The following is a 12,327-nucleotide window of genomic DNA, read 5'->3' on the forward strand; positions in this document are numbered from 1 at the left end:
CCACCCGCACCGGAGCCCGCCGCCCCGGCGGCCGACGCCGCCCCGGCGGACGCCACCGCCCCGCCCCCGCCCAGGGCCGCCGCCGCGCCGGCGAGCGCGTTCCACGTGCGTCCGTACAGATCTGCGGCCCTGGAGCGGCGCGGCCCGGGCGGACTGTCCACCGTGATGCTCATGGTCGTCGTCACCACCCCGGCGGTACTCGCCGCGGCCGCCCTGCGTCCGCGTTCCAAGGGCCGCGGCTGACCACCGCCGCAGCCGCGCACACCACCATCCACCCCACCCCACCCACACCGGGAGACCCCTCGTGTCCGAATGGCTGGTCCTGGCCGTCGCCATGGCGCTCGTCTGCGCCCTCGTCCTCGCCATCACCTTGATCCGGCACCGCCGGGCCGCAGCCGACGAGGACACCAGCGAAACCCCCGACGTCATCGAGTACATGACGATGATGGTGGGCGTGGTCTACGCGATCGTGCTGGGCCTGGCCATCGCGGGCGTCTGGGAGGCGCGAGGTGCCGCCGAGGACAGCGTCCGCCGCGAGGCGCAGGCCCTGTACGAGGTCACCCAGCGCGCGGACGTCTACCCGACCCCCGTGCGCGACCGGATCCGCGGCGAGGTGGACGCGTACGTCTCCCACACGGTCTCCGTGGACTGGCCGCGGCTGACCTCCGGCGAGGCCGCCTCGGCGGAGGGTGGCCGGCTGCTGGGCAAGCTGCGCAGTGACGTCACCCACCAGAGCCCGGCCACCGAGCTCCAGGCGCAGGCCTACCAGCCGCTGCTGGACCACATCGCGGCGGCCGACGACGCCCGGCACTCGCGGACCCAGAGCTCCGAGTCCACGCTGCCGGGCGTGGTGTGGTTCGGGCTGCTGGTGGGCGGGGTGGTCACCGTCGGGCTGATCTTCACCCTGCAGATCAGGCGCTCGGGGCGGGAGCTGCTGCTGGCCGGGCTGTTCAGCGCGCTGATCGTGTTCCTGCTGTTCATGGTGTGGAGCTTCGACGCGCCGTTCGGGCGGGACGGGATCGACTCGGCCGCGCCGTTCCAGGACCTGTTCCCGGCGTCGGTGGTGGCTGCCGGCAGCTGACCGGCCCGGGCCTCAGGAGAGCCCGCTCCCGGAGAGGGCCGCGCGCTGCCGGACCGCCTGCACCACCGGCGAATGCCGCAGGGCGTGCGAGATCCGCAGCAGATCGCGCGGCCCTTCGACCGCGTCGGCCGGGTTCTCCTCGCCGGCGTCGATGACGCGGCCCTCGGGGTCCGCGGTACGGGCCTGCACGGCGGCCGCGACCATGGCGGCGTCGGCCACCGCGCGGGCGGTCTCCTCGCAGGCCCCCTCCGCGAGGGCGCGCTCGTAGGTGTCGTCGCGCAGCTGCCGGTCGAAGTACGGGCCGAGGTGCAGGAACCCGTCGTGGATGTCCGATTCGCGCTGGATCACGCGCAGTTCGGCGGCGGACCACCAGGCCATGTGTACGGTGGGGGTGCCGCTGGGCGCGGAGATCTGCACCTCCTGCCAGAGCCAGCCGAGCCCGCGGTACCTCGTCCAGATCTCCCAGTTGTCCGACAAACGCTGGCAGACCAGGGGGAGCACGAAGCCGATCGCGCTGACCAGTGCCCCCAGCGAGGCCAGCGGCGGGGCGACGAACGTGCTGAGGTAGTCGAGGTCGTGGCCGGTCCAGCGGGCGACGACGGCGGTCATCTTGGTGGCGTCGTAGCTGAGGTTGAACATGTAACCCGCGACGATGATCATCAGGCCGGCCCGCAGCCAGCCGCGCACCTGGAGCGACCAGCGCCAGCACATGGCCACCATGACCAGCGCGGCCACGTTGTGCGCCACCAGGTAGAGGGCGATCATCTCGCGGATGAACGGCGTGTTCGCGTAGTGCGTGTCCAGATCCCGCAGCCGCTCCACGGGGGCGTCGCCCAGGGCGAAGAGCACGATCAGGGCCACGATCACCAGGCTGTAACCGAGGATCCAGCGCTGCGAGACCCGGCGGGTCTGCTCGGGCGGGCCGCCCCGCCAGTTGACGACCAGCACCAGGCACGAGGCGCTGAACGCGGTGATCAGGCAATACACCAGCGGTGCCGAGATGTTGGGAACCCCGGTCCAGCGGTTGACCGCGGCGATGGTGGGCGGGGCGGCGAAGGCGAACACCGCTGCCGCCAGGGTCAGCAGGGCCACTACCGAACGCAGCAGCGGATCACGCCAGTTGTGGCGCAGGGCCGGCAGCTTGACGGCGAGCGCGATCGCCATCGCGATCGCCGGTATGTAGTAGTCCTCGCCGTTCAACGGTCGTTCCTGTGCCCCCGGTAGCCGAGCGAGGCCTCGATCCGGCCCGCCAGGTGGTCGCGTTGCGCCGGAGCGCGGTGGCTCGCCGAACCGGCCAGCCAGGTCCGGCAGCGGCTGCCCAGCAGCAGGCCGAAGGTTTCGGCTTCGGTTTCCTCCCGCACGTCGGCGCGCGTGCGCGCGGCGACCCGGCGGACCGTCTCGCCGATGTCGGCCTCGTCGGACAGCAGCCGGGCGGCGACGGCGGCGCCGTCGACGTGGTGGCTGCAGTGACCGGCCTTCATGTGCCACAGCTCGTGCCCCAGGATCACCAACTGGTGGTCGGGCGCGGTGCGTTCCTCGACGACCACCAGGTCGCGGTCCGCCATGTCGAGCCACAGTCCGCTGGCCGTCCCCGGCGGGAACGAGGCCATCCGGAACTCCACCGGTCGGCCGCGGTGTCTGCTCATGCCCTCGCAGAGGGCGGCGTAGAGGTCCACGGGTTCCACGGGTGCGGTCAGCCGGATGCCGGCCACCAGCTCCCCGCACAACCGCCGCTGCTCTCTGCCTATGCTCACCGTTCTCCCCGTCGGCGTGGATCCGGATCAGGATTCAAGGATCAGACCCAGACTTTCGACTGGGTCAGGATTCATTCGGTTTGACGCTCTCAAGGAGCATGTCCAGCCATTCGGTGACCTTGTCCCGGTGCTTGTCGCTGGGCAGTTGGGCGGCGCGCCAGGCGATGCCCCGTACGCCGTGGTTCTGGAGGAGTCTTGCCAGTGGATCGCCCGTCGATGCGGCCGCGGCCGGTACGGTTTCCCGCGCGCGGCCCGCGAAGTCCTGGAGCAGCTGCTGCTCGGTCCGCTGGAGGGCGTCGGTGAGGGCGTCGGCGTCGTGGGCGGTGAGGAAGCCCGCGTGCACCCCGAAGAAGCGCTGGATCGCGTCACAGTGCTCCATCGTGGGGCGACGGTCGCCGTTGATCAGCGCGCCGGCCTGCTGCCGGGACATCCCGGCGCCATCGGCGATCTCCTGCTGGGTGTAGCGGCGGCCGTTGGGCTTGACCCGGGTGCGCCGCAGCAGGTCGAGACGTTGGAGGAACCGGGCCTGCAGGTCGGGTTCGCCGGCCTGCCTGCCGTCGAGCAGGGTCCTGACCACGTCCGTGGGTACGCCGGAGGCCTCGGAGAGGCGCCGGAGGTCGAAGACCTGGTTCCGGTCACGGCCCATCTTGGCCGCGAGTTCGGCGACGCGCGCCACGGTGGCTGCCAGGGGTGCGTGGGCCGCCGCGACGGGAGCCGGGAAGCCGTCTGTCACCAGTGGTTCTCCTAGATCGCGCGAAGTCGGTACGGGCACGTGGCCGGCTTCTGGAATCTAGCCGTTCCGGCCCGGAAGGGCTAGAACGTGCCACAGCTGTGGCGGGAATGAGCTGTCAAGAGGCTGGAATTGCCACAATAGTTGACACTCGAATGAAGTCGGTAGCAGGATCGCCACACGGAAATGAAGATCCATACCGTGAGGGAGGGGGAGCTCTCGGTGCCACATCTCGCAGCGGTGGGCCCGTCCGATGGCCTCGCCCGAGCCGGTGAAGAGCGCCTGGCGGCCGATGAGTCCGCACGCGGCGCCGTACGGGCGGAGCGACGCAAGGAGATTTTGCGCCGGCGCCGTGAGGAACTGGGCCTGAGCCAGGAGGACCTCGCCGCCCGGCTGCGCATCAGTGTGCGTGCGTACGGGAACTGGGAGCGCGGCCTGGTCAAGGAGTGGACGGACCGCAAACTGCTCGCCCTGGCCGAGGCCCTGGAGATGAGCGAGCGTCAGTGCTTCTGGCTGTTCCGCGTCATGGTCGACCGCGACCCGCCGCCCACGTGGCGGGCCGCCGAGGAGAACCGGCTGCCCGAGGACCCCGCGCAGCGCGACTACCTGTGCGACTACGCGGCCCTCATGGAGTCCGTGCCCTATCCGACCTTCCTGGTGGACCACCGCTGGGACGTCGCGCTCACCAATTCGGCCTTCGACCGGCTCTTCCAGTCCGTACGGCCGCATCCGACGGCCCTGCCGGACGACAACTTCCTGCGCTTCGTGCTGTTCCACCCGGACGCGGCGGGCGTGCTGGAGGACCACGAGCCGGCCTGGTGCGTACCGCTGCTGGCGCAGTTCGCGACCGCGCTGGCCGAGGCGCCGGAGGACGAGGGGCTGCGCAGCATCCGTCAGGAGGTGGCCCGTGACCCGTTCATGGAGGCGGCCTACCGGTACGGCGTGCCGCACTGGCTGAGCAAGCGCGGGGCCGAAGCGGCCGAGCAGGACGGGGCGGTGCGCACCGTGCGTCATCCCGACCCGCAGTGGGGCGTCGTGCGCTGTCGGATGGTGGCCGAAACCAGCCGGATGCTGGACGAGATGGGGCTGACGCGGATCACCCTGATCCTCTCGGCGCCGCAGGGCGCACCGCTGGGCCCGGTCCGGGGCGGCGGGATCGCGCACCAGCAGGGCGCCCGGCTGCGTGCCGTGCCGCCGCTGGGGGAGTGACCGGGCGCGGATGACCGGCCGGGAGCGGCCGGACGGGGGACACTGGTCTCCGCGGTCCGGTACTCCGTCGGCTGACCGGAGGCGTGCCGGAATAGATGTCACGGATCGTGGCATCCAGGGCGGGCGTGCGCCGGGACGCGGTCCCGGACGTGCCACGGACGAGCGCGGCGGCACGCCACACGACACGGGCCGCGGTGACGGCGAAGGGCGGTAAGGGCGTGCGGCTGACGATCCTCGGAGGGGGCGGCTTCCGGGTGCCGCTCGTCTACGGAGCCCTGCTCGGCGACCATGCCGAGGGCCGGGTGTCCCACGTGACGCTCTACGACGAGGATCCGGCGCGGCTCGCCGCCATGGCCCGGGTGCTCGCGGACCAGGCCGCGGCCGCCGGGGTGCCCGACGCCCCCGCCGTCACGGCCACCGGCGACCTCGACGAGGCCCTGCGCGGGGCCGACTTCGTCTTCTCCGCCATCCGTGTCGGCGGCCTGGAGGGTCGCGCCGCCGACGAGCGGATCGCCTTGGCCGAGGGAGTGCTGGGCCAGGAGACCGTGGGTGCCGGCGGGATCGCGTACGGCCTGCGGACCGTGCCGGTGGCCCGGGAGATCGCCCGCAGGATCGCCCGCGCCGCCCCCGACGCGTGGGTCATCAACTTCACCAACCCGGCGGGGCTGGTCACCGAGGCGATGGCCGAGGAGCTCGGCGCGAGGGTGATCGGCATCTGCGATTCCCCCGTGGGCCTCGGGCGGCGCGTCGCCCGGCTGCTCGGCGCCCGGCCGGAGGAGGCCTGGATCGACTACGTCGGCCTCAACCACCTGGGGTGGGTGCGCGGGCTGCGCGTCGGCGGCCGCGACGAACTGCCCCGGCTGCTGGCCGACACCGCCGCCCTGGAGTCCTTCGAGGAGGGCCGGCTCTTCGGGGCCGAGTGGCTGCGCTCGCTCGGCGCGATCCCGAACGAGTACTTGCACTACTACTACTTCAACCGTGACACCGTACGGACCTACCAGGAGGCCAAGCAGACCCGCGGGGCCTTCCTGCGCGACCAGCAGCGCGGCTTCTACGCCGAGGCGGGCCGGGCCGGGCAACCGGCCGGGGCGGCGCTGGCGGCGTGGGACCGGACCAGGGCCGAGCGCGAGGCCACGTACATGGCCGAGAACCGCGAGGCGGCCGGCGTGGGCGAGCGCGACGAGAGCGATCTGGAGTCCGGCGGCTACGAGAAGGTCGCGCTCGCGCTGATGCGGGCCATCGCGCGCGACGAGCGGGCCACGCTGATCCTGAACGTCCCCAACCGCTCGACGCTGTCCGTCCTCGACGCCGAGGCCGTCATCGAGGTTCCCTGCCTGGTCGACGCCAACGGAGCCCACCCGATGGGCGTCGAGCAGCTGCCGCTGCACGCGGTGGGGCTGGTGACGGCGGTCAAGGCGGTGGAGCGGGAGGTCCTGGCGGCCGCGACGAGCGGTTCCCGGGCGGCCGCGGTGAAGGCCTTCGCGCTGCATCCGCTGGTGGACTCGGTGGGGGTGGCCCGGCGGCTGTTGGACGGGTACGCGGCGGCCCATCCCGGCCTCGCCTACCTGCGCTGATTCCGGTCGGGCACCACCCGTTCGGCCTCGTGCCGGGTGCGGGGCGGCAGGGCCGCTGTGAGAGTGCGAGATGTGACCACTGCCCCCGCCCCAGCCGCCGCGCCACCCGTGCTCGACCGGCGGCGGCGCAACGTCATCTTCGGCACGATCATGCTGGGGGTGCTGCTGGCCGCACTCGACCAGACGATCGTGGGCACGGCTCTGCCCACGATCGTGGCGGATCTGGGCGGCGGGGACCACATGTCGTGGGTCGTCACCTCGTACCTGCTGGCCGAAACCGTGGCGACCGTGCTGGTCGGCAAGTTCGGCGACATGTTCGGCCGGAAACTGATCTTCCAGACTTCGGCGATCATCTTCATCACCGGCTCCTTCCTGTGCGGCCTCGCGGGCAACATGACCCTCCTCATCCTGTGGCGGGGCGTGCAGGGCATCGGAGCCGGCGGCCTGATGGTCACCGCCATGGCACTGATCGCCGACGTGGTGCCGCTGCGCGAACGGGGCAAGTACCAGGGCGCGATCGGCGCCGTCTTCGGGGTCTCGACCGTCATCGGACCGCTCCTGGGCGGACTGTTCACCGACAACCTCACCTGGCGCTGGTGCTTCTACGTCAACGTCCCCATCGCCGTCCTGGTGGTGATCGCGGCCGCGCGCACGATCCCCTCGGTGCGGGCCGCCGGCCGGCCCGTCATCGACTACCTGGGCATCGCCCTGGTCGCGGTGGGGTCGAGCGCCCTGATCCTCGCCACGAGCTGGGGCGGCAACGAGTACGCGTGGAACTCGGGCGTGATCATCACCCTGTTCGCGGGCGGCGCGCTGGCCTTGGCGCTCTTCTGCGTCGCGGAGACCCGCGCCGCCGAACCGATGCTGCCGATGCGGTTGTTCCGCAACCCGGTCTTCACGGTCTGCTCGGTCCTGAGCTTCGTCGTCGGTTTCGCGATGCTCGGCGCGATGACCTTCCTGCCGACCTACCTGCAGTACGTGGACGGGGATTCGGCCACCGTCTCGGGGGTGCGCACCCTGCCGATGGTGATCGGCCTGCTGATCGCCTCCGTCTTCAGCGGCAACGTCACCAGCAAGACGGGCCGCTACCGGATCTTCCCCATCGTGGGCTGCGCGGTGATGGGCGCCGGGCTGTTCCTGCTGTCCTTGATGGGGCCGGGGACCAGTGCCTGGCTGGAATCGCTGTACATGTTCGTGCTGGGCACCGGCATCGGCCTCTGCATGCAGGTGCTGACCATCGCCGTGCAGAACACCGTGGACTACGCCGACCTCGGCACGGCGACCTCCGGAGTCACCTTCTTCCGTACGCTCGGCAGCTCCTTCGGGACCGCCGTCTTCGGGACGATCTACGCCAACACCCTCGCTCCCGAGCTGAAATCGGCGGTCGCCGAGGCCGCCCGGGCCACCGGGGCCGATCCGACGCAGCTCGGGGCGGCGGCACAGAGCCCGCAGGGCGTGAAGGGGCTCGACCCGGAGGCGGCGGCTCCGGTGATCGCCGCGTACGCGGACGCGCTGCAGACGGTGTTCCTGTGGACCGTGCCGGTGGCGGTGGTCGGCTTCGTGGTCGCGCTCCTCCTGAAACAGGTGCGGCTGCGCGACAGCGCCCGGGCCGGCTCCACGGACATGGGCGACGGCTTCGCCTCGCCGGCCACGACCTCGGGCGACTCCGCCAAGCTGCTGGAGCTTGCGGTCGGCAAGCTCGTGCGGAACATGGGGCCGGAGCAGGCACGGGCGATCGTCGACGCCTCCGCCACGCGGCTGGACATGGCGGGCGCTTGGGCGGTGATGCAGGTGGACCTGATGACCCGGACGGTCGGCTACGCCAGCCTCGGCCTGATCGCAGGGCGACGCTCCCTGCCGCCGGAGGTGCTGCTGCCGGTCTTCGAACGGATGGTGGACGAGGGCTACCTGACCCGGCAGAACGGCTTCTTCTCGCACACCCCGGCGGGGCGACGGGAGGCAGGCGTCATCTCGGCCGCGTGGGCGGACTGGCTGGGGGACCGGCTGGAGCAGGACCGGGGGAGGCCGCGAAGTGCCGAACTGCGGGTGGCGGCGGACGCGATCGCGAAGCGGCTGCTGGCGGAGGACCTGAGCGAGGGGCACTTCGCGCCGAGGGTGAGGGTGCGCGGGTAGCGGCTGCGGGGCGGTGCCTCGGCCGTGGTGGCTTCAGCGGGCTTCGTCCACAGGGGCGGTCGGATAGTCGTACGAGGGGACGTGCGGCAGCGCCGCGAGGTCCGGGCGCCAGGCGCGCAGCACGGCCGCCGACGGGGCGTAGAGCGCGGCGGGGATCGCCTCCGGGGCGAACCACTCCCACCGGGCGATCTTGTGCGGCTCGGTGACGGCGGGGACGCCCTGCGCCGTGGTGGTGACGGCGGCCGCCGTCAGCCGGGTCAGACCGGCCTTCGCGTCGATCTGGACGGCGAGCACGCGGATCGCCTCGGGGGCCGCCCGCAGATCCGTTTCCTCGGCCAACTCCCGGGCGGCCGCCTGCTCGAAGCCCTCCCCGGGGTCGACCTTGCCGCCGGGCAGCTCCCAGCGGCCGTCGTGCGCCTGGCCGAGCAGCACCCGGCCGTCCGCTGCCACGACGACGAGCCCGACGCCGACGACCGCGTTGGGCTGGGGCACGGCCCGCTCGGGGCGCTCCTTGGCGGTGGTGGAGTCGCCGGCGTGGGTGCTGTCGGTGCTGTCGGTGCTGCCGGCGTTGTCGGCGTTCTTCATCGGCGTCCTTCCGGTGACGTGGTGGGCGTGGTGGGTCGGGCCCGGACGTGGATCCGCTCGCCCTGCGGGCCGAAGAGGTTCAGGAACTCGGCGGGGCGCGGCCCGGCGTTCAGGATGGCGTGCGGAGTGTGCGTGTCGAACTCGGCGGCCTCTCCCGGGCCGAGGATCAGGTCGTGCTCGCCGAGCAGCAGCCGCACCTTCCCGGACAGCACGTACAGCCACTCGTAGCCCTCGTGGACCTTCAGCTCGTGCGCGTGCCCGGGCGGCAGGTCCTCGGCGGGCGGCAGGACCGTCTTGTAGGCGCGCAACCCGCCGAAATCCCGCGTCAGCGGCACGTACGTCCTGCCGTGCCGGACGAAGGGGCGCGGCCGGATGCGGGGATCCCCGGTCTCCGGGGCGCCGACCAGCTCGTCCAGCGCCACCCGGTGCGCCCGCGCGAGCGGAAGCAGCAGCTCCAGAGTCGGCCGACGTTGCCCCGACTCCAGCCGGGAGAGGGTGGAGAGGGAGATCCCGGTGGTCTCGCTGAGCTCGGCCAGCGTGGTGCCGCGCTGCCGGCGCAGGGCGCGCAGCCGTGGGCCCACGGCGGTCAGCACGCCCGCGAGCTCCTCGTCACGTTCCTCCGTGGCCATGGCTCCATTTGCCACTTCGGCAAGGACATTTGTCAAATGTGGATACCCGGGCGGACGCTCACCGGCATGGACGACGCAGAGGAAACGATGGACACCTTGTTCGACGTGGTGGTCGTGGGTGGCGGGGCCGCCGGGCTGGCCGGGGCGCTGACCCTGGTCCGGGCCCGCCGGTCGGTGCTCGTCATCGACGCGGGCAACCCGCGCAACGCCCCCGCCGCGCACATGCACGGATACCTCGGCCACGACGGTCGCGACCCGGCCCAGCTGGCGGCCAGGGGCAGGGAGGAGGTGACCGGCTACGGCGTGCGGATCCGGCAGGGCACGGCCATCGCGGCGGACCGGCTGCCCGACGGCGGGTTCCTCGTGCGCTGCGGGGACGGCTCGACGGTCCGGGCCCGGCGCCTGCTGGTGGCCACCGGGCTGGTGGACGAGCTGCCCGCGGTACCGGGACTCGCGGCGCGCTGGGGGCGGGACGTGCTGCACTGCCCGTACTGCCACGGTTGGGAGGTCCGGGACGCGCCGGTCGCGGTGCTGGCCGGCGGCCCCCTCTCCGTGCACCAGGCGCAGCTGTGGCGGCACTGGAGCGAGCGGACCACCCTGCTGGCGCACACCTGGGAGCTCACCGCCGAGGACCGCGAGTTGCTGGCCGCCCTCGGGGTGGCGGTGGTCGAGGGGGAGGTGACGGGCCTCGCCGTCGACGGGGACGACCGGCTGAGCGGGGTGACCCTGGCGGGCGGGGGCGTCGCGGAATGCCGGGCGCTGGTGGTGGCCCCGCGGTTCACCGCCCGCTCCGGTGTACTGACCAGCCTGGGCCTGCCCACGACCGGCCTGGAGCGGGACGGCCGGGTGATCGGCACCTTCGTCGCTTCGGACGCGGCGACCGGGGCCACCGCACTGCCCGGGGTCTGGGTGGCGGGGAACGTGACGGCCCCGATGGCGCAGGTCGCGGGCGCCGCCGCGCAGGGGGTCCAGGCGGCCGTCGCCATCAACACGGACCTGATCGAGGAGCAGGCCCGCCGGGCGGTGGAGGCGTACCGCGCCGGCAGCTGATCTTCGGACGACTGTGCGAGTTTTGGGCGGGTTCCGTGCGCGCAGGCTCTGGGCGGTCTGATCGTCGTACCGTCCAGCGGCTCAGGGGGGCGCAATGGCACATGTGCTGGTCATCGGCGGAGGTATCGGAGGCCTGGCCACCGCGTTGCTCGCGGCACGGCACGGGCACACCGCCGAACTGTTCGAACGCGACACCCGGGCCCCGGGCACCGCCCTCGACCGCGACTTCTTCGGCTGGCGCCGGCCGTCCGTACCGCAGGCGAGCCAGCCGCACGCACTGCTCGGCGCCGCGCGCGGCGTCCTGCGCGACGAACTGCCCGACGTGTACGAGGAGATGCTCCGGCTCGGCGCGCGCGAACGACACGAGCTGGACTGGTTCGACACACGCCCTCCCGCGCGCCCCGGTGACGAGGACCTCGTCATGATCCAGGCCCGGCGCATCCTGCTGGAGAGCGCGCTGGCCACGGCCCTGCGCGCCGAACCGGGGGTCGTCTCGCGGTACGGGGAGCCGGTCACCGGGCTGACCACGACCCCTGGGATCAGGGTGACGGGGGTGACGACCGGTGAGGGGAGTCACGAGGGTGACCTCGTGGTGGACGCGGGCGGGCGTCGGGGCGGAATCGAGCGCTGGCTGGCGGCGGCGGGCTGCAGGCCGGCCGTTGTGGAACGGCACCGCACCGGACTCGCCTACTTCTGCCGCTGGTACCGGCTGCCCGAGGGCATGGACGAAGGGCCGCGGCGGCCCTGGGCGGTGACCGGCGGGGCCTTCGCCGGGTGCGCGGTCTTCCCCGCCGACAACCGGGTGTTCGCCGTGACGCTGTTCGTGCACACCACCGACACCACGCGCTCGGCGCTGCGCGATCCCGCGATCTTCGAGGGGGCGGCGCGGGCCTTCCCGCCCGGCGAGGCCTGGCTGGCACTGGGCGCGCAGCCGCTGTCGGACGTACTGGCCACCGCGAGCCTGGACAACCGGTGGAGCCCGCAGGCCGACGAACGGGGCCCGGTGGTGAGCGGGCTGGTGCCGGTCGGGGACGCGATCACGCACACCAACCCGACCCTCGGGCAGGGCACTTCCCTCGCCCTGTGGGCGGCGCGCAGGGTGGCCCGTACGGCGCACCAGGACCCCGGATCGGAGCGGTACGCCGCCCGGTACCACGACTGGGCGGTGCGCACGCTGAAGCCCTGGTTCGACTTCCAGGTGGTCGCGGACTCGGCCATCGGGGAGCGGTTCGCGACCCGGGCGGTGCGCTCGGGGACGCCGCGCGAGGTGGCGGCGCTGTTCGACTGCGCGCTGGAGGACCCGGAGGTGATGCGGGCGCGGGCACGGGTCCGTCACCTGGCCGAGCCGCCGGAGCGCGCGTACGCCGACCCGGAGATCCGGGCCCGGGTGGCGCGCTGGCTGGAGGCGCGGCCGGACTACGCGCCGAGGCCGGCGGGACCGGACCGGGGGGAGTGGGAAAAGCTGACGACGGGCATTTGACGACAGACCCTAGTAGTGCTTGGTCAGGTTCGGTCGTCGGTGGAGTGTCGGGCTGATGGGCTGTGTCGTTGATCGGGTGTGCTGGCTAAGGAGTTGGCTGCG

General features: G+C 72.7%; 11 protein-coding genes and 1 pseudogene. 7 read left to right on the forward strand and 5 right to left on the reverse strand.

The features are described from left to right. Together ACFV9H_RS39900 and ACFV9H_RS39905 are read left to right on the forward strand one after the other, a co-directional pair. Window positions 1-243: pseudogene (locus ACFV9H_RS39900) on the forward strand (hypothetical protein); the annotation flags it as partial. A 61-nt stretch (window positions 244-304) separates the two neighbouring features. Next, window positions 305-1,081, forward strand: coding sequence for a hypothetical protein (locus ACFV9H_RS39905; protein ID WP_385408638.1), 777 nt, complete (start codon window positions 305-307; stop codon window positions 1,079-1,081). Between the two features lie 12 nt (window positions 1,082-1,093). Here ACFV9H_RS39905 and ACFV9H_RS39910 read toward each other — a convergent pair whose 3' ends face one another. From ACFV9H_RS39910 to ACFV9H_RS39920, 3 genes are all read right to left on the reverse strand, one after another. Then, a complete protein-coding gene (locus ACFV9H_RS39910) occupies window positions 1,094-2,281 on the reverse strand; it encodes an MAB_1171c family putative transporter (RefSeq protein ID WP_385408640.1) in 1,188 nt (395 codons plus the stop codon). After that, window positions 2,278-2,835, reverse strand: coding sequence for a toxin-antitoxin system, toxin component (locus ACFV9H_RS39915; protein ID WP_385408642.1), 558 nt, complete (start codon window positions 2,833-2,835; stop codon window positions 2,278-2,280). The genes ACFV9H_RS39910 and ACFV9H_RS39915 overlap by 4 nt, the downstream gene beginning before the upstream one ends. Window positions 2,836-2,899: 64 nt before the next feature. After that, complete coding sequence (locus tag ACFV9H_RS39920) at window positions 2,900-3,568, reverse strand: helix-turn-helix domain-containing protein (RefSeq protein WP_385408644.1); 669 nt, start codon at window positions 3,566-3,568, stop codon at window positions 2,900-2,902. 219 nt (window positions 3,569-3,787) lie between these two features. On the opposite strand from ACFV9H_RS39920, the gene ACFV9H_RS39925 reads away from it, so the two are divergent. The 3 genes from ACFV9H_RS39925 to ACFV9H_RS39935 all read left to right on the forward strand — a co-directional run bounded on the left by ACFV9H_RS39925 (window position 3,788) and on the right by ACFV9H_RS39935 (window position 8,481). Continuing rightward, window positions 3,788-4,774 (forward strand): helix-turn-helix domain-containing protein, encoded by a 987-nt coding sequence (locus tag ACFV9H_RS39925; RefSeq protein WP_385408646.1) that lies wholly within the window; start codon window positions 3,788-3,790, stop codon window positions 4,772-4,774. Between the two features lie 218 nt (window positions 4,775-4,992). Then, window positions 4,993-6,348 carry a 6-phospho-beta-glucosidase gene (locus ACFV9H_RS39930; protein ID WP_385408656.1) on the forward strand — a complete coding sequence of 452 codons (1,356 nt, stop codon included), beginning with the start codon at window positions 4,993-4,995 and terminating at the stop codon, window positions 6,346-6,348. Between the two features lie 150 nt (window positions 6,349-6,498). Further along, window positions 6,499-8,481 carry an MDR family MFS transporter gene (locus tag ACFV9H_RS39935; protein ID WP_385408658.1) on the forward strand — a complete coding sequence of 661 codons (1,983 nt, stop codon included), beginning with the start codon at window positions 6,499-6,501 and terminating at the stop codon, window positions 8,479-8,481. A 33-nt stretch (window positions 8,482-8,514) separates the two neighbouring features. On the opposite strand, the gene ACFV9H_RS39940 is transcribed toward ACFV9H_RS39935, so the two are convergent. Further along, window positions 8,515-9,066 (reverse strand): NUDIX hydrolase, encoded by a 552-nt coding sequence (locus ACFV9H_RS39940; protein WP_385408648.1) that lies wholly within the window; start codon window positions 9,064-9,066, stop codon window positions 8,515-8,517. Then, on the reverse strand, window positions 9,063-9,695 hold the full coding sequence (locus tag ACFV9H_RS39945; RefSeq protein ID WP_385408650.1) for a helix-turn-helix domain-containing protein: 633 nt from the start codon (window positions 9,693-9,695) through the stop codon (window positions 9,063-9,065). Before ACFV9H_RS39945 ends, ACFV9H_RS39940 begins: the two co-directional genes overlap by 4 nt. A gap of 66 nt (window positions 9,696-9,761) precedes the next feature. Between ACFV9H_RS39945 and ACFV9H_RS39950 the strand changes: the two genes are divergently transcribed. Continuing rightward, window positions 9,762-10,745, forward strand: a complete 984-nt coding sequence (locus ACFV9H_RS39950; protein WP_385408652.1) for an NAD(P)/FAD-dependent oxidoreductase — start codon at window positions 9,762-9,764, stop codon at window positions 10,743-10,745. A gap of 94 nt (window positions 10,746-10,839) precedes the next feature. Next, entirely contained in the window at window positions 10,840-12,225 is a 1,386-nt protein-coding gene (locus ACFV9H_RS39955) for an NAD(P)/FAD-dependent oxidoreductase (RefSeq protein ID WP_385408654.1), read from the forward strand. The last annotated feature ends 102 nt before the right edge of the window (window positions 12,226-12,327 follow it).

Source organism: Streptomyces sp. NPDC059874 (genome assembly GCF_042731135.1).
GTDB lineage: Bacteria > Actinomycetota > Actinomycetes > Streptomycetales > Streptomycetaceae > Streptomyces.

What these genes read in the sequence shown, in the direction of transcription:
- ACFV9H_RS39935 (WP_385408658.1), top strand. Translation starts at nt 6,499, where the DNA reads ATGCTGGGGGTGCTGCTGGCCGCACTCGACCAGACGATCGTGGGCACG.
- ACFV9H_RS39940 (WP_385408648.1), bottom strand. Translation starts at nt 9,066, where the DNA reads ATGAAGAACGCCGACAACGCCGGCAGCACCGACAGCACCGACAGCACC.
- ACFV9H_RS39945 (WP_385408650.1), bottom strand. Translation starts at nt 9,695, where the DNA reads ATGGCCACGGAGGAACGTGACGAGGAGCTCGCGGGCGTGCTGACCGCC.
- ACFV9H_RS39950 (WP_385408652.1), top strand. Translation starts at nt 9,762, where the DNA reads ATGGACGACGCAGAGGAAACGATGGACACCTTGTTCGACGTGGTGGTC.
- ACFV9H_RS39955 (WP_385408654.1), top strand. Translation starts at nt 10,840, where the DNA reads ATGGCACATGTGCTGGTCATCGGCGGAGGTATCGGAGGCCTGGCCACC.